Genomic DNA, 19,781 nt, shown 5'->3' with positions numbered 1-19,781 from the left:
ATGCAGAAGGGGTTGATCAGTAGGTCTTGTCGCCGATGATTCCGGCACGCTCCATCTTGCGATGGCACGGCGGATAATCCATGACGGCGTAGTGCTGGGTGCTGCGGTTGTCCCAGATGGCGATGCTGTTGGGCTTCCAGCGCCAGCGCACCTGATACTCGGGGATGTAGGCCTGGCTGATCAGGTAGCGCAGCAACTCGCTCGCGCCAGGGTTGGCGTCCTGGCCGAAGCGCACCCGCTCGGGGGTGTGGTAGTTGCTCAAGTGCGTCGTGAAGGCGTTGACGAACAGCACCTTTTCCCCGGTTTCCGGGTGGGTGCGAACCACCGGGTGTTCGGCATCCGGATACATCGCCTTGAGCGCCAGACGCTTTTCGATTGGCATGGCAGCACCGAAACTCGCTTCGATGCTGTGGCGGGCGCGCAGGTCGGCAATTTTCACCTTCACGTCCTCCGGCAAACGCGCGTAAGCCTCGACCATGTTGGCCCACATGGTGTCGCCGCCCACCGGCGGGCACTCTACGCAGCGCAACACGCAGCCCATCGGCGGCGCCTCGCGCCAGGTCGCGTCGGTGTGCCAGGCGTTTTCGTAGCGGTCCATCGGCTGGTCCGGATTCTTGTAGATGCGCACCAGCCCGGGATGATCCGGATCGCTGCCGGCCACCGGATGGTCCTCCAACTCACCGAAGCGGCGGGCGAAGGCCACGTGCTCGGCGCGAGTGATGTCCTGATCGCGCAGGAACACCACCCGATGCTTGAGCAACTGAGCACGAATCTCGCAAAAAAGACCGTCGTCATGGACCGCGTCGGCAAGATTTACGCCGATCAGTTCGGCGCCAATGCTGCAGGTCAATTGTTCGACTTTCATGGCAGATCGCTCCTTAGATGACGAAAATCGACGAGCCCGTCGTTTTGCGTGACTCAAGGTCGCGATGGGCCTGTACGGCGTCCTCCAACGCATAATGCTGGTTGATCTCGATCTTGATCCGACCACTGCCGACGTGGTCGAACAGCTCGCCGGCCAGGGCAGCTTTCTCTGCCGGATCGGCGATGTAGTCGGCCAGCGCCGGACGGGTCAGGAACAGTGAGCCCTTCATCGCCAGCATCACCGGGTCGAAAGCCGGAATCGGGCCGGATGCGGTGCCAACGCAGACCATCAGTCCCCGACGCTTGAGCGAATCCAGTGATCCCATGAAGGTGTTTTTGCCAACGCTGTCGAACACCACGTTGACTCCCACGCCGGCAGTCAGCTCGCGCACGCGCTGGGCGACATTTTCGTGGCTGTAATTGATGACATGGTCGCAGCCATGGGCCAGGGCAATTTCACCCTTGACCTCGGTGGACACAGTGCCGATGACGGTCAGGCCGAGCAGCTTGGCCCACTGTGAAACGATCAGCCCCACGCCACCGGCAGCGGCGTGCAGCAGAATGCTGTCGCCGGCCTTGAAATCATAAATGCGCCGCATCAGGTACGACGACGTCAGGCCACGCATGGTCATGGCGGCGGCCGTCTCGAAACTGATGGTTTCCGGCAGCTTGATCAGCGGCGCGGCCGCAATCAGTCGCTCGGTACTGTAGGCGCCCAAGGTATTGAGAAATCCGGTGTAGGTGACGCGATCCCCCACCTGAACGTTAGTCACACCCTCGCCGATGGCCTGGACCACACCGGACGCTTCAACCCCCATGCCGTTGGGCATCGGGATCGGGTAAGTGCCATTACGAAAATAGGTGTCGGCATAGTTCAGGCCGACCGCCACATGACGAAGACGGACCTGGCCCGGACCGGGTTCGCCGACATCGACCTCTTCATAACAAAGAACGTCGGGACCACCGGTTTCGTAGAAGCGTACGGCTTTGGCCATTTTTTCTTATTCTCCAGTCTGTGCAGCGTCGATTTACGCTGATTGGACTGTAGGACGCCGCCTGGCCAGCTGCTTTTCATCAGACGACAATGGCTTTTCATTTCATGACAATTGGCCACTGGCGCCCCCTTCTTCGCAAACCCGGTCAGCGCCATAGCGCAATTCAATTGACGCGTCACGGCCGGCTGTATGGGCTCTCACACTCAAAACCCGGACACAAAAAACCCCGCACACTGGCGGGGTTCTCAAACAGCAGGTGACTTACCAGGTACCCGTGCCACAAGGATTTTCTTTTGAAGCATAAGGCTTGGTCAATTTGCTGAATCCCAACTTTCAATCGACTTAAGGCTTGGGATGCTCGCTCGATACTGAATTATTGGCATCCACATCGGCCATTTCTTCATCGACAGGCGCCTCGTCGCCCCCTGGCAGCGGAACCTCAGGTTCATTTTCCTTTGAATCATGGCCTGTTTCGTTATCAGTGCCGCCCGTGACGCCCTGTTGGGATTTGTTTCCTGGGGCATTTTCATCAATGTCCATGCTGGCTCTCCGTTCTGATGCACGGGATGTCGGTGCATGAACATCAGAGAGAAGCCAAGCCTTGCTAGTGCCAGGCACTGGACGAACGGCAGTGTGAACTCGGATACAAAAGCAGACCGCCGGCATAACAAGCCCGAAAAGTCATAACCCGACCTTTTCACCTGCGTCTCACGCTATAGAGCCAGAGGTCGATCTTGCACAACGGAGGCTATGCGCAGCGATTCCGGTTGATCGTGATAGCCACCCTGGAGGCGCCCCTGAATCGGTCTTTCAGCACCACATCCTTGAAAAATTTTTCTGCGTGCAACTGATCGAAGTCAAACCCGGTCAACGCACAGCGGATACCATAAAACCTGACCTTAACGCTAAGGATTGAGGGCTCTCCATGGACCTCGTACTTAAGCTATTCAATGGCGGAGCCGGCAGTCTGGCTTCCTACTTGGCAGCCCACGTCCTTCTTTGTCTGTTGCCGGCGTTTTTTATCGCCGGGGCCATGACAGCACTTATTCCTAAAGCCAGCATCACTCACTGGCTAGGTCGACATGCACCTGTTTACGTTTCCTACCCTGCGGCGGCACTAGCCGGGTCACTGATTGCCGTCTGCTCATGCACAATTGTTCCTTTGTTCGCGGGCGTTTACCGCAAAGGAGCAGGTATCGGCCCGGCGATCACCTTCCTGTTTTTTGCTCCCGCAGGAAACATCATGGCCCTGGCCTATACCGGCAATATTCTGGGAGCGGAGTTTGCAATCGCCCGTCTGATCCTCTGCCTGATCTTCGGCATCGGTATTGGCTTGCTGATGGCTACCCTATTCTGGAAAGACGACCTGACCCACGACGCACAGGCGGATGCCCTGTTCGCAGAGAAGGCCAGCGTTTCCGGGCCTGCACTGGGCGTACTGCTATCTTTGGTGGCCTTGCTGATTGCGGGCACCTTGAAACTGTGGCCCCTGACCGCAGATCTGATCAGTTTCAAAGTCCCGCTTTTCTGGCCCGAGGCGTGGCAGGACACCTTGTTTGACTGGGTTCCATACGACGCCAGTAAAGGAGAAGAAGGCGTGAGCTTCCAAGGGTCTGTTCTCATCGCCCTACTCCTGATGATTGCCGCCACGGCCAAACGTGGTCTGGATAACATCACTGAAGGTGCCAACAACTGGACATGGGTTGCGCTGGGGCTGACCGCTAGTACCTTGCTGATCGCGTCAATGCGACTGACGCCAGAACCTGGCACATTAGCCTTTACCTTCACGGGTCGTGTATTCGGTGTCGCATTGACCATGCTGTCTGTTGGGTACTTTGCCCGAAAACTGCCAGCCGAAGACTGGCAAGGCTGGCTATGGGAAGCCTGGCGCTTCGTCAAGCAGATATTTGTTGTGCTGGTGGTGGGTGTATTCATTGTCGGCATGGTTCGCCAGGTGATTCAACCCGAGTGGATTGAAAGCCTTGCAGGCAGCAACACCGTGCTCGCCAATGCCATAGCGGTAGGGTTCGGCGTGTTCATGTACTTCCCAACCCTGGTAGAAGTGCCCGTCGCCCGCATGTTCCTTGATCTAGGTATGCATCCTGGCCCGCTCTTGGCCTACTTGATGGCGGATCCTGAACTTAGCTTGCAGAGCATGCTCATGGTGGCGGCGGTGATTGGTCGCAAGAAGACCGCAGCCTATGTTGGGTTAGTCGCTTCGTTCAGCATCGTGGCAGGCCTGCTATTTGGTGCCTGGGTCGATGGCACCCACTGGCTGACCCTTGGTGCAGGAATGGCGGCCTCACTGGCCATAACTGGCGCAATTTACCAGCTGATCCGTTATCAACGTAAAGAAACAGCAAGCTAACTTACACACCAAGGAGCTTCCAATGCTGAACATCAAAATCCTGGGTTCGGGGTGTGCCAACTGCAAGAAGCTGGAGGCCGTTGCCCGTCAGGCCACGCAGAATCTAAATATCCAGGCCGAATTCGAAAAGATCACCGACATGGGCAAGATGATGACTTATGACATCCTCGCCACGCCGGCTCTGGTGATCAACGAGAAGGTTGTAAGCAGCGGGAAGATTCCGACTGTTGCGGATATCCAGGGCTGGATTTCGACTGCGCAATGATGCGCTGAAGGAGGATATCCCTCATCCCCCTGGTTATTGCGCCACTCACCTGTAAATCATCTCCCTTCAATCGTCTTGTCCATACCGGACGGACGCTTGGCGGGTGTCTCGCCTTTATCACAAGCGCTCAATGCGAACGCTGCAATCACCACGAAAGACAGTGCGGGGATGTGGATAAATTGCCCATGGCGTACCTCCGACAGCTGCTGATTCAGGCTCTACCGCCCCCCCCAAACGCGCATAGCGCGAAGAGGGTTATCGGCCTGACAGTTTCATATCGCCTCGGCATGCCTTGGCAGCCCGATAGAAATCAGTGCTGCGAGCAGAACGAATGCACTCGATATCCACAAGCACGCTTGCAGCCCATACACCTGATAAACCCACCCGGACAGTACTGTGCCTATCAGCCTTCCCATCGCATTCGACATGTAATAAAACCCCACATCCAGCGACACGCCATCTTCCTTGGCATAGGACACGATCAAGTAGCTGTGCAGCGACGAATTCACCGCGAACAGCGCACCAAAGACCATCAATCCGCCGAGTAGCATCATCTGCTGCGACAAAGCAGTGTCAAGCCCGAGAGCAATTGCCGCAGGCAAGCCTGCCAGTGCAAGTGCCCACAGAAATGCCGCACGACCATCCGGTACGTGGCCGCGTTTCTTGCCAGTGATGTTGGGCGCAAACGACTGCACGATGCCGTAGCCGATCACCCACGCCGCAAGAAAGCCGCCAACCTTCCAGAAGTCCCAGCCGAACACGCTGCTCAGGTACACCGGCAAGGCCACCACAAACCAGACATCACGGGCTCCGAACAAGAACATCCGCGCCGCCGAAAGGATATTGATCGCCCGACTCTTGGACAGGATGTCGCGAAACTTGGGTTTGGCTTTCGCTTTGCCCAGGTCCTTCTTCAGCAGTATCAAGCTGCTGATCCAGATCAGCGCCAGAACACCCGCCATGGCCAGCAATGCACCTTTGAAGCCGATCAATGCCAGCAAGGCTCCGCCGAGAAAGAAGCCGACCCCCTTGAGTGCGTTCTTCGAGCCGGTGAGGATTGCCACCCACTGGTAGAGCTTTCCCTGTTGCCCATCCGGAACAAGAAGCTTGATGGAGCTTTTGGCACTCATCTTGTTCAGGTCTTTGGCAATCCCCGACAGCGCCTGTGCGCCCATCACCCATGGGATGGTTAGCCAAGCGACAGGAACCGTCAGCATCAACAGCGCCACGACTTGGATACCCAGCCCGATATTCATGGTTCGATTCAGTCCCAGCCGGGCGCCGAGGTAGCCACCCACCAGGTTGGTGATCACGCCAAAGATTTCGTAGAACAGAAACAACGCCGCGATTTGCAGTGGGCTGTAGCCCAACGCGTGAAAGTGCAACACCACCAACATGCGCAAGGCACCGTCGGTGAGGGTGAAGGCCCAATAGTTGCCCGTGACGAGCAAGTACTGCCGCACTTCCGGAGCGAGGGCTGACAACGCTTTCATGACCGCTCCTTAGTCCGCCAGACTGACCAGTCTGGCCAGTTCGACGGCGCGATTGGCATAGCCCCATTCGTTGTCGTACCAGGCATAGATCTTCACTTGAGTACCATTGATCACCATCGTCGACAGTGCATCGATGATCGATGAGCGCGGGTCGGTGCGGTAGTCGATGGACACCAACGGACGCTCCTCAAAACCGAGGATGTCTTTCAGCTCGTTCTCGGAGGCGTCCTTGAGGAGTTGATTCACCTCTTCGACAGTGGTGGCACGCTCGACTTCAAAGACGCAGTCGGTCAGCGACGCGTTGGCCAGCGGCACACGAACGGCATGACCATTCAGGCGTCCGCGCAGTTCCGGGAAGATTTCGGCAATCGCGGTGGCCGAGCCGGTGCTGGTTGGAATCAGGCTCATACCCGAAGCACGCGCACGACGCAGATCCTTGTGCGGTTGATCGAGAATGCTTTGGGTGTTCGTCAGGTCGTGGATAGTGGTGATCGAGCCATGACGAATGCCCAGTTTCTCGTGGATGACTTTCACCACGGGTGCCAGACAGTTGGTGGTGCACGAAGCGGCGGTAACGATGCGATGTTCAGCCGGTTTGAACAACTGATGGTTGACGCCCATGACGACGTTCAACGCCCCTTTTTCCTTCACCGGAGCGCAAACCACCACACGCTTGACGCCCTGATCCAGGTAGGCTTGCAACACCGCCACGGTTTTCATCTTGCCGCTGGCCTCGATCACCAGATCGCAACCCGACCAGTCGGTGTCGGCAATCGCTTTGTTAGCGGTCACCTTGATGCGCTTGCCGCCAATCACCACCTGATCGCCTTCCGCGCTGGCTTCGTGGTGCCAACGACCATGCACCGAGTCGAAGTTCAGCAAGTGTGCATGCGTCGCCGCGTCACCCGCTGGATCGTTGATCTGCACGAATTCGAATTCTGGCCAGCCCCAGGCTGCTCGCAGCGCGAGGCGACCGATCCGACCAAAACCATTGATGCCAACTTTGATAGTCATGTTGTTGTGCTCTGTATCTGTAGTCAGTGGGAGTTCGACTGGGTGTCGAACTGGCCGATGTATTCGATATGGGCAGGATGTTGAATGGCGCGTGGACGCAACGACTGAACATCGCGGATGGCATCGCTAAAGGGCACATCGCTCTCGATCAACAGTTGAGCGGCGACCAAACCGGTACGACCCGATCCGCCCTTGCAATGGATGGCGATGGTGTCCCCTTCGGTCAGCCGCTGCGGGGTGAAGATCAATTGGCCATTGAACTGTGCCAGGGGTAGCACGGAATAAGGGTGTTGTTGCACGGTGAAAATCCTCAGATGGAGCGCTGATTGACACGTTTCATGAGTTCTTCCGCCGACTCCTTGCGCTCGGAGTAACGGTTGACCAGATAGTCCTGACGGTCGCGAAGCAGCAGCGTGAATTTCACCAACTCTTCCATCACATCCACGATGCGGTCGTAGAACGGAGAAGGTTTCATCCGGCCGTTATCGTCGAACTCCATATAGGCCTTTGGCACGGAGGATTGGTTGGGGATGGTGAACATGCGCATCCAACGTCCCAGCACTCGCAACTGATTGACCACGTTGAACGACTGCGAGCCACCACACACCTGCATGACGGCGAGGGTTTTGCCCTGGGTCGGGCGTACCGCACCCATTGCGAGTGGCACCCAGTCGATCTGCGCCTTGAAGACCGCGCTCATGGAACCGTGACGCTCCGGGGAACACCAGACCTGCCCTTCCGACCACAACATCAGCTCGCGTAACTCCTTCACGCGCGGATGGTTGTCGGGGGCGTCATCTGGCAGCGGCAAACCGGACGGATTGAAAATCCGCGCCTCGGCGCCGAAGTGCTCCAGCAGTCGAGCGGCCTCCTCGACCATCAGGCGACTGAAGGAGCGCTCACGGGTCGATCCGTACAGCAGCAAAATGCGCGGCTTGTGGATGGATGTCTTCTCGATGCCCAGCTTGTCAGCCGATGGAAGATCAACCAGGTCGGTATCGAGTTGGGGGATGTCGTCTTCAAACATAGTCTTTGTCCTGCGCAACAGCGCTCTTGGAGTCATCGAACCAACGGCACTTCAACCAGCTATCGGTCCAGGAAGGAAAGGCGATTTTTACTCATGGTCATTGTTCCTGTGGTTACAGCATGCCAATCAGGGCCAGTTCTGCCTTGAGCTGTTCGGCACTCAGTTGGGCAAGCGGTAAAGCCAAGAAAGCTTCAATACGGGTTTTGATCTGCTCCAAGGTGGCTTCAAAAGCCGCATCGATCTCTTCTTGAGTCCCGTGGTATTCCGAAGGGTCAGTCAGCCCCCAGTGGGCTTTGGTGGCGGGTCCAAAAAATACCGGGCAAGCTTCACCAGCTGCCTTGTCGCACACCGTGATGACGAAATCAGGTGCCAAATTTACATGGACATCGCTGGACTTACTGAACAGCCCGAGCGTCGACATACCAGCGTTTTCCAAAGTTTTGAGACTCAGCGGATGCACGTCGCCTTTGGGTTGACTGCCCGCGCTGTAGGCTTTCATGCCTTGCGGTGCCAAGTGATTGAAAACCGCCTCACAAAGGATGCTGCGACAGCTATTGGCCGTGCAGAGGAACAGGATTTTCATCGAGTGATCTCATAGTCAAAGGCGGAATCAGGCGATTTTGCTTTCACAGCACACGGCTGCCCGTTCAGGACGGTCACCCATTTCATCAAGGCGTTTGGCATCAGGGCTCAACCAGTGCTTGTTGCTTTCCAGCACGGTGGTCAGCACTTGATGAACCCAATCAGGGAGATTCGGGTGAAGTCGGTAATACACCCATTGGCCTTGCCGACGGTCCGACAACAGGCCGCAAGTACGCAGTTGCGCCAGGTGCCTGGAGATTTTTGGCTGACTCTCGTTCAACGCGCAGGTCAGCTCGCAAACACAAAGCTCTCCTTCACGGGTGATGAGCATCATCGTGCGGACCCGAGTGTCGTCAGCAAGGCATTTGAAAACAGTGGTCGGTGTCAGATGGTCAGCCATATCGTTTTCTCAGTGCTTGTTTTTGACCAAGACGAACATCTTGATGCGCTCATGAATTTCGTGAAGGGTGTGACGGAAGGCATCGGGTTTGGTGCTGGTGACCGGGTCTTCAAAACTCCAGGCCAATGCCTCACCCGCTCCAGGTAAAGACAGGCATTCCGCTGCGGCTTTATCACACAAGGTGATGACGTAATCGAAACGCTCACCACGAAACTCGTCTATCGACTTGCTACGTAATCCTTCGGTGCTCACACCGATGTGTGAAAGCGCCTCGAAGGTGCGCGGATCTACCTGAGTTGGAGTTGTGCCGGCGCTGAACGCCTCGAAATGCTCCGAATCGGTATGCCTCAGCAACGCTTGGGCCAACTGGGAGCGTGCAGCGTTGGCAGTACAGACGAACAGGACACGGGCTTTGCTAGTCATTGTGAAGCCTCAGCTCATATGCGGCTTGACGAATATATGTTTTCCCGTATGTAAGGTAAAGAGCCAACGAACATTAATCCATCAAAACGATTGGACGCCGCCGAGCACCTTCAATGAAAGCTTTGTATCAAGGCGCTAGCCAGCCTTCCGTGCCTCTTAAAATATCTGCGACGATGTATATATGATTTCTGTAATAAACCTGTCACTCACGCAGAAATAGGTCGCCCTTGGTTCAAGGACTACCTGGATGTGCAAAAGAAAATAGGAAGGTCGCCCCTATGCCGCCCCGGTCATCGAGGGCGGGTCAGGTTGCTGCGCACTGGGCTTTGCAACAAACCGGCGAGGTACGCTTTGAGTTGCGGGATCAAGTGCGATACGCAACTCGGCGAGCAGGCTCATGTCAGGTCGGAATACAGTCGCCACAATGATTGGGTCCACAGGTGGAAGTATCTGGCCTCCCGCCTTCACAACCAACCCTTGATCTATCCTTCTGGCATCAGATCCGGATCAAAAAACAGATCAGCATCTCCAGCAAAAAAAGTATCTTGGAGGACGGCTCGATGGAACGATGGCGACCAAAGGATCTCGGTCTACCCGTTGGATAAACCTCATATCTAATGCTGCCGCTTCCGACTGCGAAACTATCTCGTCACCCAATGAATCTATGCTCACCGCCCCAGCAAAAACGCTGTTAACACCCAAGCGACTTAGCGCTCGTGCAACGTTCCAGGGAGCACCGCCTGGGTAACCTTTCCACTGTCCAGGAGTGCCTTGGACAAGGTCGGTCAGGGCTTCGCCAAATACTACTGCGCGAGGTAATACCATCGTCATTTCCTCATTTTTTTTAGGGATAACTGCTGGCTGATCAGTTTTGACCGGTAATCAATTACTCAATACGCTTGGTGAAAAGCAGGGATCGATGAGCTGAAGGCGTGTTGGCCGACGCGTTCAAACATTAAAACCAGGTTTCCATTTGTATCCCGTATTGCCACACACCTCCGGCATTGAAGTCCGTCTTGCCGAAGGAGTCTGAGGTACTGTATCTGTCCAGATCCGAAGACCAATTCATGAAGCTCGCGAACACACGCAGTTCGGGACGAGTGAGCAGGTCTCCAACGTCAGGTTTGAATGTCGGCGCGATCGTGAATTTCCAGAAGTTACCGTCGACCGCATTACGTTGTAGATAGCCCTTCGGGTCGAGGTTCATGGTTTGCCAGCTCATTTCGTAGGCCATCTCGAAATTGCTGTTGATTGCATTGGCCAAACGCATGTTCAGGGTCATCCAACGGTAATCGTCACCTTTAACGTATCTATCCTTGCTCTGTTCGACCAACAAGCTGGGGCCGATGCGCCAACCAGGCGCTATGGGTGTCTCGCCGTAAAGTGCCAGGCGCAGAGCGCGGGCATCGTCAATCAGTTCACCATCCGAGCCGACGTTCTTGACCTCTGCCCCCAGACCTTGCCCATAGAGCAGTGCCGTTTTGAAGAAGCCTTCTCGGCCGAAAAAGTTTTTCTGGTGATTGGCCAGCATGCTGTGCAACCCGGAATCTGCTGGTGTCAGCCCCGCTTCATTACTGCGGGTGCCAATGTCGTTTTTCCTGGAGCCAATGGCATTGAACATCCACTGCCACTGACCATTATCGAAGAACTGGTTGGAGGTCAGAATGTAGCTTTCCACGTCTGCGTTGATGCCGCCTTCACTGAAATCCCCGTAGTTACGCCCGACCAAGGAGTAATTCGAGCGCCAACTCTTGTTCATCTGCACATCGTAGATTCCCCCCCCGGTACCAGCCAGATAGACAACGTCCGAGTCCAGCCAGTGGATATCGAAGTTATCTCGATCAAATCGCTTACCTGCCCACAAGGTCGCGTTCTCGAACACTGAATTACCCTTGAATGCAGCGAGATGGTCGAGCTCTGTAAATACCTGACGCACGTTCAGGTTGCTTTCGTCGGCCGTCCAGTCATTGGAGCTTTCCACTCCATCGGCGATGGAAACCGTGAATTTGGAACGGGTGCCGTTCTGCGCATAGGCCTCTTTCGACAGGTCGATGCGCATGTAGGTGTCGTCTTCATTGCCGAGTCGCCCGACGGCACCACCGACTGAACCGGCCGGGGTTGTATAAGGGCCGCCACGACCACCACCTAGCCCATCGTTGATCAGCAATCCGGAACGGGCATAACCCTTAAAGCTGAAGCCGTCCGTGAGGTGGCCGCTGCTGCCCTGCTTTTCCATGCTTTGCTGACGGGCTTCCAGTTTTGCCAGCCGGGTGTCCAACCCAGGCGCCTCAATGGCTGTCGCAGTGGACGCAACAGGCTGCGCGGCGGGAGTGGCGAGTTTGATCTGCTGCAATTCCCTGGCGAGTGCCTGGGTTTGTTGTTCAGCTGCGGCTGCGCGCTTTTCCGCTGCGCTGGCACGGACTTCAAACGCGGCCATGCGTTCTTCCAGAGTCGCGGCCTGAGAGGTCGCCGCCGAGGTGCCGAGCACACCTGCGAGTAGCCAGCTTGATGCTTTCTGCATGTGGATTCCCTGTTTTGTTTTTATTGTGTAATTCCCGCGACCATCCATTTTTCGTGAGTTGTAAATTGTGGTAATCGACGAAAAAATGGATGCTTCATCGCAAATACGCTGCTACATTTGGCGATGTTAACGTTAACTTTTCTAAAAACAAAAATAAAGGGTGCTCAATGAAACATCTGAAATCTCTCCTTCCTGCAGCACTAATCACCCTCTGTGCCGGACTTCCATCCGTCTCGAGCGCAGCCGATTTGACGATTTCGTGCGGTGCAGTGGGGGCCGAATTACAACTGTGCAAGGAGGCTGTCGAGGCGTGGTCGAAACAGACCGGCAACAACGTCGAGGTGGTTTCCACGCCTAACTCGGCAACCGAGAGGTTGTCGTTCTACCAACAGATCCTCAGTGCTCAGTCCACCGACATCGACATCATTCAAATCGATATGGTGTGGCCAGGGATGCTGGCCAAACATCTGATGGATCTGCGCGAGGTGCTGCCCGCCAACGCGACTCAAGGTTACTTCCAGACACAGGTGGATAACGCCACGGTGAATGGACGACTGGTGACGATGCCGTGGTTCACCGACTCGGGCCTGCTGTATTACCGCAAGGACTTGCTTGAGAAGTACGCCAAGCAGGTTCCCCAGACCTGGGAGGAAATGACCGCTACCGCCAGGGATGTTCAACAAGCAGAGCGCACTGCCGGGAACCCCAATGCATGGGGTTACATCTTTCAGGGACGCGCTTACGAGGGGCTGACGTGTAATGCGCTGGAGTGGATCAGCAGCCAACCGGAAGGCGGACTGGTCAATCCAGCAGGAGATATCGTGGTCAACAGTCAGGCCTCGAGAACTGCTTTGACCCTGGCGAAAAGCTGGGTAGGAGACATCTCCCCGCGTGGCGTCCTCAACTACACCGAGGAAGAAGGACGAGGCGTATTCCAGTCGGGAAATGCGTTGTTCATGCGTAACTGGCCTTATGTCTGGGCCTTGGTACAAAGCCAGGATAGTGCCGTAAAAGATAAAGTCGGCGTCGCTCCCCTGCCCCGAGGCGGCATGACCGGCACCCATGCCTCCACCCTCGGTGGCTGGGGCCTGGCGGTATCGCGTTACAGCGCCCATCCAAAACTTGCCGCAGAACTGGTGACCTACCTGACCAGTGCCCGGCAGCAAAAACATCGAGCTTTAGTAGGCGGCTATAACCCGGTTATCGAGTCGCTTTATCAAGACCCCGAGCTGCTCGCGGCCATGCCTTATTACAGTCAACTCCTCAGTATTCTCAACGAAGGGGTCATGCGCCCCGCCTCAATAACAGCCGAGCGCTATCCACGGGTCTCCAACGCGTTCTTCGATCGAGTGCATGGCGTGCTGGCAGGCGAGTTGCCGGTCGATCAGGCGCTGGCCGAACTGGAAAGCGAACTCACGCGCATCAAACGCCGGAACTGGTAAGCCACAAGGAAGGAATTCACCATGTCTGTCTCTATTACCCATGCCCCCTGTGACGAGCTCCTGGTCACCAGGGAAACGCCTGTACAGCGTCGCCGAGTACGCGCCGCCTGGCTGTTTCTGACACCGATGTTGATGTGTCTGGCCCTCGTGGCCGCCTGGCCGCTACTGCGTACATTCTGGTTCAGCCTGACTGACGCCACCCTGACTGACACCCGTGGTGGATCCTTCGTAGGCTTGAGCAATTATCTGTTCCACAACGGTTCCAACTGGTCGGGCATCCTGGTCGATCCACAATGGTGGAACGCTGTGCGCAACACGTTGCATTTCACTGTGGTGTCGGTGGGACTGGAAGTCGTACTAGGGCTACTAGTGGCGTTGCTGTTGAACATCAAGTTCACCGGCCGTTCTTTGGTGCGTGCGTTGATTCTGATTCCGTGGGCGATTCCTACCATTGTCTCGGCGAAGATCTGGTCATGGATGCTCAACGACCAGTTCGGCATCATCAATCACCTGATGCTAAGTATCGGCCTGATTGACGCTCCCCTGGCCTGGACAGCAGACGCGGATCTGTCGATGTGGGCGGTGATCATCGTCGACGTCTGGAAGACCGTCCCTTTTGTCACGCTGCTGATGCTGGCGGCCTTGCAGATGTTGCCGAGCGATTGCTACGAAGCCGCCAGGGTCGATGGCATTCATCCGCTGAAGGTATTCTGGCGTGTCACGCTTCCCCTGCTGATGCCCGCACTGCTGGTGGCGGCGATCTTCCGCATCCTCGACTCGCTGCGGGTTTTCGACGTCATCTATGTGCTGACCTCGAACTCATCGAGCACCATGAGCATGTCGGTCTATGCCCGCCAGCACCTGGTGGAGTTCCAGGATGTTGGCTATGGCAGCGCGGCCTCGACTCTGTTGTTTCTGGTCGTTGCGGTAATCGCCATGCTTTATCTCTACCTCGGACGCCGTCAACTGGAGGTTCGGTCATGAGCCAGCGCCTACTGAAAAAAGCGCTGTGGCGCCTCGGGTTCTGGTGTCTGATCGGGGTGTTGCTGCTGTATGCGGTCTTCCCTTTCTACTACGCCATCGTGACTTCGCTAAAGCCGTCCAGTGCCTTGTTCAAGGTGAGCTACTGGATCGAAAACCCCGACTTCTCCAATTACGCGGCGGTACTCCATCAAGCCTCATTCCTACGGGCTATCGGTAACTCGCTGCTGGTCGCGCTGTGCGTGGTGACGCTGGCGCTGTTTCTCAGCCTGACCGCCGCCTATGCCTTGGGAAGGGTGAAATTCCGTGGACGTGGCACGGTATTGATGATGGTTCTCGGCGTGTCGATGTTTCCCCAAGTCGCTGTACTGTCGGGGCTGTTCGAAGTGATCCGCGCCCTGGGTCTGTACAACACGTCTTTGGCGTTGATCCTGAGCTACACGATTTTCACCCTGCCCTTCACCGTGTGGGTGCTGACCACGTTCATGGGGCAACTGCCCCATGAACTGGAGGAAGCAGCAATCATGGATGGCGCTTCGCCCTGGGTCACGCTGACCCGCGTGTTGTTGCCGCTGCTCTGGCCTGCACTGGTCACCACTGGCCTGTTGGCCTTTATCGCAGCCTGGAACGAGTTCCTGTTTGCCTTGACCTTCACCCTCACAGACACGCAACGCACAGTACCGGTCGCCATCGCCTTGATTTCCGGCGGTAGCCCCCATGAGTTGCCTTGGGGGCTGTTGATGGCCGCCTCGGTGCTGGTCACCGTCCCACTGGTGATTCTGGTGCTGATCTTCCAGCGCCGAATCGTTTCCGGTCTCACTACCGGCGCGTTAAAGGGTTGATGCCCAACACGTACAAGGAACAGCATCGTGATCAAATTGAAACTGGACAACGTGAACAAACAATTGGGCGGCGTGCGGATTCTTCGCGACGTTAGCCTGGAGATTGCTGCGGGTGAATTCGTGGTGTTCGTTGGCCCTTCTGGCTGCGGAAAGTCGACCCTGCTGCGACTGATTGCCGGACTGGATTCGATCTGTGGCGGCGACCTGCTGATCGACGGGCGACGGGTCAACGACCTGGAACCGCGCGAGCGTGGCGTCGGTATGGTGTTTCAGTCTTATGCGCTGTACCCGCACATGAGCGTCTACGACAACATCAGCTTTGGTCTCAAACTGGCCAAGACTGAAAAGAGCAGCCTGCGCGAGCGCGTGCTGAAAACAGCGCAAATCCTTCAGTTGGACAAACTGCTGCAACGCAAGCCAAAAGAACTGTCTGGAGGGCAGCGTCAGCGAGTGGCAATGGGCAGAGCCATGGCGCGCGAGCCGGACATTTTGTTGTTCGATGAGCCGCTCTCCAATCTGGATGCATCCTTGCGGGTGCAGATGCGCAACGAAATTGCCCGGCTGCATGATCGACTGGGCTCGACGATGATCTACGTCACTCACGATCAAGTGGAAGCGATGACCCTGGCCGACAAAATTGTTGTACTCAACGGCGGTCGCGTAGAGCAGGTCGGTTCACCGCGCGAACTCTATGAACGCCCGGCCAGCCGCTTTGTCGCCGGTTTTCTTGGTTCGCCCAGAATGAACTTTCTGACGGCGCGCCTGCATGCCCCGGGCGAAACCAGCCTGGTCGATACTCCCGTTTTGGGTATGACCTCCCTGCCCTTCGACAGCTCGAACCTGGCGGCAGACGCCCCGCTTAGCCTGGGAATTCGCCCGGAACACATGTCGCTCAAGGCGGCGCAGGGAACTGCCGGCGTCGTCGTTACCGCGGTCGAATACCTGGGCAGTGAAACCTATGTGCACCTGGATACAGGTCAGGACGAGCCACTGATCTGTCGTTGTGAAGTCAACGCCGGATGGCAGGCAGGCGATCGGGTCGAACTGCAGCTGGACTTCGACAACCTGCACCTGTTCGACGCCGACGGCACGGCCTTGAGGCGCCACCCACAAGTCATTGAAACCCTGCCGGATGACGTCTCTCCACGCTCAGTCCGAGCAGGCGCCCTATGACCTTATCTTTGAATACCATGAGCGATCCAATGTCTTCGTCCCTTGACCTTGCGCAGCGCGCACTGGGAGACAGCCTGTCTCGCGTCATCCAGGATTATCGACCCGGTTATCATATTTCCCCGCCGGCAGGCTGGATGAACGACCCTAATGGGGTAGTGTACTTTCGTGGCGAATATCACGTTTTCTATCAGCACCACCCCTTCGACGCGAAATGGGGCCCGATGTATTGGGGCCACGCCAAGAGTGCCGATCTGGTTCATTGGCAGCACCTGCCCATTGCGCTGGCACCCGGCGATGACTTCGACCGTGACGGATGTTTTTCCGGTAGCGCAGTGGTGTGTGGAGACACCTTGGCACTGATCTACACCGGACACACCTGGCTGGGGGAAGTGGGTGATGAACGCTTGATCCGACAAGTCCAGTGCCTGGCCACCAGCATCGACGGCATCCGGTTCGTCAAGCATGGCGCAGTCATCGAGACCGCGCCGCAAGACACTATCATGCACTTTCGTGACCCCAAGGTATGGAAGGAGGATGACTATTGGTACCTCATTGTCGGCGCACGTCTGGGCGATATGCCGCTGCTTCCGCTGTACCGTTCCACGGATCTGCATACTTGGGAGTTCCTTGATTATGTGTCCAGCGGCAGCGAGGGCGATGGCTATATGTGGGAGTGCCCGGATCTGTTTCGACTGAACGGACGCGATGTGCTGCTGTACTCGCCCCAAGGCATGCTACCCCATGGCTACGAACGGCTTAACAAGTTCCAGACTGGTTACCGAGTGGGCCGACTCGACAACGAGTGGAACTTCACCGGCGGGCCTTTTATCGAGTTGGATAACGGCCACGATTTCTATGCGGCGCAGACGCTATTGGCCGCCGATGGTCGACGCCTCGTGTGGGCGTGGCTCGACATGTGGGAAAGCCCGATGCCGAGCCAGGCCCATCACTGGTGCGGCATGCTCGGATTGCCACGCGAACTTGAACTGTGCGCAGATCGCCTTTTCATGTATCCGGCACGGGAGCTCACCGCTCTGCGAATGACGCAATTGCCTGGTACGCCGTGGTGGGAGGAGTCGGGAACCCGGTGGGTGCCGGAAGTGAATGGCGATATGCTCGAAATCCATGTGCATCTGGATTTGTTCGGGTGCACCGACGGCCACTTGGGAGTTGCCTTGCGTTGCAGCGACGATGGCCGTGAAGAAACCCTGCTCTACTACGATGCATCACTGAATCGCCTGGTGCTTGACCGCAGCCGCTCGGGTGCGCAAGTCACAGGCCAGCGCAGCGTATCGATAGACCCGATACAAGAGCGACTGGAACTGCGCGTGTTCCTCGATCGCTCGTCCATCGAGGTGTTCGACGAAAACGGACGTTTCAGCCTCAGCAGTCGTTTCTATCCGCGGCCCGACAGTCTGGGCGTGAAGCTGCTAGCAAGCGGGAGTGGCGGGCGTGTCTCGATTCCCAAGGCATGGCCTCTCGACTCGGGATGGCTATGAGCGGCGTCATTCGGGTCGCGAGAAGCGCGGGCCATGTGTCATGATTCTGCGTCAACCTGACCGGCCTCACTTCGCATGACTTCAGTGAAAGACGTTGCACAGCTGGCCGGCGTATCCCTGATGACGGTTTCTCGAGCGCTCAACACTCCGGAAAAACTGAGCCCCGAAACTCTTCTGCGGGTGCGTCGTGCCATTGATGAACTGCAATTCGTACCGAGCCTGTCGGCGCGCAAGATGCGCGGCGACAACCTCCAGTCGCGAACCATCGGTGTGTTCGCGCTGGACACCGCGACCACACCATTCGCGGTCGAGCTGCTGCTGTCCATCGAGCAGACCGCGCAGCAAGCCGGCTGGAATGTATTTATCCTCAACCTGTTAAGCAACCCGCCCACCGACCAGAACATCGACCTGATGCTATCGCACCGTCCGGACGGCTTGATCTTCAGCGCCATGGGGTTTCGCCAGGTGTGCATTCCCGAGCGATTGAAGAGCAAACCCCTGGTGCTCGCCAATTGCCTGGCAGATGACAGCCGTCTCGTCAGCTATGTACCAGACGACGAAATGGGGCAGTATCGGGCCGTACACCACGCTTTGAACCTCGGCTATAAGCGCCCTCTGTGTATCAATCTGCCAAAACAGAGTCTGGCCTGGGGCCTGCGACAAAAAGGCATGCAGCGTGCCTGTCAGGCATTCGGACTGGCGCCTGACGCGCTCCTGCAATACGACCTTTCCGATCATGATGCCTATTGTGAAACAGCAGCTATCCTCGACCGGCACGTCATTGATGGTCGTCCCCAATTTGATATTCTGATCTGCGGCAATGACCGCATTGCCTTTTGTGCCTATCAGCTGTTGTTGGGCCGTGGCCTGAAAATCCCCAACGATGTCGCCGTGCTCGGCTACGACAATATGATCGGTATTGCTGAGCTGTTTATCCCGCCGCTGACCACGGTGCAACTGCCGTACTACGAGATCGGTCGCAAGGCTGCACGGCACCTGATAGAGACCCTCGACGTATCGGGAGCCCAGCCAGTTGATTGTCCATTGGTGGTTAGGGCATCGCTATAAGATTTAGTTAATTCGGTGATAGCGCCCCCGCTTGCTTTCGATTTGCCACTGGCCTGTCACCGACCACTTATGGCCCAAAGTGTGCTGCATTCCTGCACTCCAAGCCTACCCTTCCGCTGTTCCTCTGACTTTCGACGCACAACCTACAGTTACCGCGCCCGCAAGTGCGGTCACTCCGGAACGAATTGGCGGTAACTGGGATTCCAACCCTTGGGTCTGGGCGGTTCCGTTCAAGCAGTCGATTCCGTGATCGTCCCTATCGCCGCCCTCGCCTATATGGCCTTGCTCATCTACAAGGGGCCACGGGGATGAGTCGACGCCTAGCGTCTTCCTGCCAACACAAGAAATTGGTTTACGACGATAAAGAACGGCGCGTTTGGTGCAGTTGATTGTGAAACAGAAGTGGAGGCCTTCGACGCGCTCATAGGGCTCGTTGAGGTATTCAGCGGTGGTATGAGCTCGATACAGCGACGTCGCCGTTCACTGGAAGAGGCCGAGAAACCCCAGATAAGAAGCTGATAGAAACATGCGCAGACGAAGGACCACTGGACGAAGATTGAAGAGAGGTATTTGACTCGAGCGTTCAAGGACGCCCGGGAGGCGGCAGACTGCTACAAGGGATGGAGGAGGAAGAGTTGCCGGACTTTCACAAAGTGCGAGTGCGCTGTCGCTGCACCTGTACAAGAAAGCCGGAAAGGATGGTCAGAAAATCGCAGGCCATACGAGCGAGGGCATGATCAAAAAATACCAGCGAGACCACGAGAAAATGATCTGGTCCGAGGCAATTCCGGACCTGAATATCAGCGAAATCACCGGGTAGTCTT

The 19,781-nt window shown here is 56.6% G+C and carries 19 protein-coding genes and 2 pseudogenes; 9 read left to right on the top strand and 12 right to left on the bottom strand.

All coding sequences use genetic code 11. The features are described 5' to 3' along the window. Nucleotides 1-16: 16 nt before the first annotated feature. The 3 genes from QMX98_RS01875 to QMX98_RS01865 form a co-directional block, all read right to left on the bottom strand. Complete coding sequence (locus QMX98_RS01875; RefSeq protein ID WP_083376320.1) at nucleotides 17-865, bottom strand: TauD/TfdA family dioxygenase; 849 nt, start codon at nucleotides 863-865, stop codon at nucleotides 17-19. 13 nt (nucleotides 866-878) lie between these two features. Next, a complete protein-coding gene (locus QMX98_RS01870; RefSeq protein ID WP_010455841.1) occupies nucleotides 879-1,859 on the bottom strand; it encodes a quinone oxidoreductase in 981 nt (326 codons plus the stop codon). Nucleotides 1,860-2,201: 342 nt separating this feature from the next. After that, nucleotides 2,202-2,399 carry a hypothetical protein gene (locus tag QMX98_RS01865; protein ID WP_282410147.1) on the bottom strand — a complete coding sequence of 66 codons (198 nt, stop codon included), beginning with the start codon at nucleotides 2,397-2,399 and terminating at the stop codon, nucleotides 2,202-2,204. A gap of 385 nt (nucleotides 2,400-2,784) precedes the next feature. Between QMX98_RS01865 and QMX98_RS01860 the strand changes: the two genes are divergently transcribed. Together QMX98_RS01860 and QMX98_RS01855 are read left to right on the top strand one after the other, a co-directional pair. Continuing rightward, entirely contained in the window at nucleotides 2,785-4,227 is a 1,443-nt protein-coding gene (locus QMX98_RS01860) for a permease (protein WP_282410146.1), read from the top strand. A 22-nt stretch (nucleotides 4,228-4,249) separates the two neighbouring features. After that, entirely contained in the window at nucleotides 4,250-4,492 is a 243-nt protein-coding gene (locus QMX98_RS01855; RefSeq protein WP_010455847.1) for a thioredoxin family protein, read from the top strand. Between the two features lie 272 nt (nucleotides 4,493-4,764). Here QMX98_RS01855 and arsJ read toward each other — a convergent pair whose 3' ends face one another. The 9 genes and pseudogenes from arsJ to QMX98_RS01810 form a co-directional block, all read right to left on the bottom strand. Beyond that, on the bottom strand, nucleotides 4,765-5,985 hold the full coding sequence (gene arsJ / locus QMX98_RS01850; RefSeq protein WP_282410145.1) for an organoarsenical effux MFS transporter ArsJ: 1,221 nt from the start codon (nucleotides 5,983-5,985) through the stop codon (nucleotides 4,765-4,767). A gap of 9 nt (nucleotides 5,986-5,994) precedes the next feature. After that, nucleotides 5,995-6,999 (bottom strand): ArsJ-associated glyceraldehyde-3-phosphate dehydrogenase, encoded by a 1,005-nt coding sequence (locus QMX98_RS01845; protein ID WP_077748114.1) that lies wholly within the window; start codon nucleotides 6,997-6,999, stop codon nucleotides 5,995-5,997. A gap of 23 nt (nucleotides 7,000-7,022) precedes the next feature. Continuing rightward, entirely contained in the window at nucleotides 7,023-7,298 is a 276-nt protein-coding gene (locus QMX98_RS01840) for a dual specificity protein phosphatase (protein WP_010455852.1), read from the bottom strand. An 11-nt stretch (nucleotides 7,299-7,309) separates the two neighbouring features. Continuing rightward, on the bottom strand, nucleotides 7,310-8,026 hold the full coding sequence (gene arsH, locus QMX98_RS01835; protein WP_282410144.1) for an arsenical resistance protein ArsH: 717 nt from the start codon (nucleotides 8,024-8,026) through the stop codon (nucleotides 7,310-7,312). A gap of 112 nt (nucleotides 8,027-8,138) precedes the next feature. Beyond that, nucleotides 8,139-8,609, bottom strand: a complete 471-nt coding sequence (locus tag QMX98_RS01830) for an arsenate reductase ArsC (RefSeq protein WP_282410143.1) — start codon at nucleotides 8,607-8,609, stop codon at nucleotides 8,139-8,141. Nucleotides 8,610-8,636: 27 nt separating this feature from the next. Next, nucleotides 8,637-9,008: a metalloregulator ArsR/SmtB family transcription factor gene (locus QMX98_RS01825; protein WP_010455862.1), complete on the bottom strand. Its 372-nt coding sequence runs from the start codon at nucleotides 9,006-9,008 to the stop codon at nucleotides 8,637-8,639. 9 nt (nucleotides 9,009-9,017) lie between these two features. Beyond that, nucleotides 9,018-9,431 carry an arsenate reductase ArsC gene (locus tag QMX98_RS01820; RefSeq protein ID WP_046056646.1) on the bottom strand — a complete coding sequence of 138 codons (414 nt, stop codon included), beginning with the start codon at nucleotides 9,429-9,431 and terminating at the stop codon, nucleotides 9,018-9,020. 488 nt (nucleotides 9,432-9,919) lie between these two features. Continuing rightward, nucleotides 9,920-10,256 (bottom strand): annotated as a pseudogene (locus QMX98_RS01815) (PfkB family carbohydrate kinase); the annotation flags it as partial. 130 nt (nucleotides 10,257-10,386) lie between these two features. Further along, nucleotides 10,387-11,952 (bottom strand): carbohydrate porin, encoded by a 1,566-nt coding sequence (locus QMX98_RS01810; protein WP_282410142.1) that lies wholly within the window; start codon nucleotides 11,950-11,952, stop codon nucleotides 10,387-10,389. Between the two features lie 167 nt (nucleotides 11,953-12,119). Here QMX98_RS01810 and QMX98_RS01805 point away from each other — a divergent pair, with 167 nt between their 5' ends. The 7 genes and pseudogenes from QMX98_RS01805 to QMX98_RS01775 form a co-directional block, all read left to right on the top strand. After that, nucleotides 12,120-13,394 (top strand): ABC transporter substrate-binding protein, encoded by a 1,275-nt coding sequence (locus QMX98_RS01805; RefSeq protein WP_077748152.1) that lies wholly within the window; start codon nucleotides 12,120-12,122, stop codon nucleotides 13,392-13,394. Nucleotides 13,395-13,415: 21 nt separating this feature from the next. Then, nucleotides 13,416-14,378: a sugar ABC transporter permease gene (locus tag QMX98_RS01800; RefSeq protein WP_077748108.1), complete on the top strand. Its 963-nt coding sequence runs from the start codon at nucleotides 13,416-13,418 to the stop codon at nucleotides 14,376-14,378. Continuing rightward, a complete protein-coding gene (locus QMX98_RS01795; protein WP_077748107.1) occupies nucleotides 14,375-15,217 on the top strand; it encodes a carbohydrate ABC transporter permease in 843 nt (280 codons plus the stop codon). The genes QMX98_RS01800 and QMX98_RS01795 overlap by 4 nt, the downstream gene beginning before the upstream one ends. Before the next feature lie 27 nt (nucleotides 15,218-15,244). Next, nucleotides 15,245-16,390: a sn-glycerol-3-phosphate ABC transporter ATP-binding protein UgpC gene (gene ugpC, locus QMX98_RS01790; RefSeq protein ID WP_077748106.1), complete on the top strand. Its 1,146-nt coding sequence runs from the start codon at nucleotides 15,245-15,247 to the stop codon at nucleotides 16,388-16,390. After that, a complete protein-coding gene (locus QMX98_RS01785) occupies nucleotides 16,387-17,889 on the top strand; it encodes a sucrose-6-phosphate hydrolase (protein ID WP_282410141.1) in 1,503 nt (500 codons plus the stop codon). The genes ugpC and QMX98_RS01785 overlap by 4 nt, the downstream gene beginning before the upstream one ends. A 75-nt stretch (nucleotides 17,890-17,964) precedes the next feature. Further along, nucleotides 17,965-18,957 (top strand): LacI family DNA-binding transcriptional regulator, encoded by a 993-nt coding sequence (locus QMX98_RS01780; RefSeq protein ID WP_154501260.1) that lies wholly within the window; start codon nucleotides 17,965-17,967, stop codon nucleotides 18,955-18,957. Nucleotides 18,958-19,479: 522 nt separating this feature from the next. Next, a pseudogene (locus QMX98_RS01775) lies at nucleotides 19,480-19,777 on the top strand (integrase); the annotation flags it as partial. Between the last annotated feature and the right edge of the window lie 4 nt (nucleotides 19,778-19,781).

The organism is Pseudomonas sp. PS02303 (genome assembly GCF_029959925.1).
GTDB classification, from domain to species: domain Bacteria; phylum Pseudomonadota; class Gammaproteobacteria; order Pseudomonadales; family Pseudomonadaceae; genus Aquipseudomonas; species Aquipseudomonas mandelii.
Note: the sequence above shows the minus strand (reverse complement) of the source record. Positions and strands in the feature narration are given on the sequence as shown.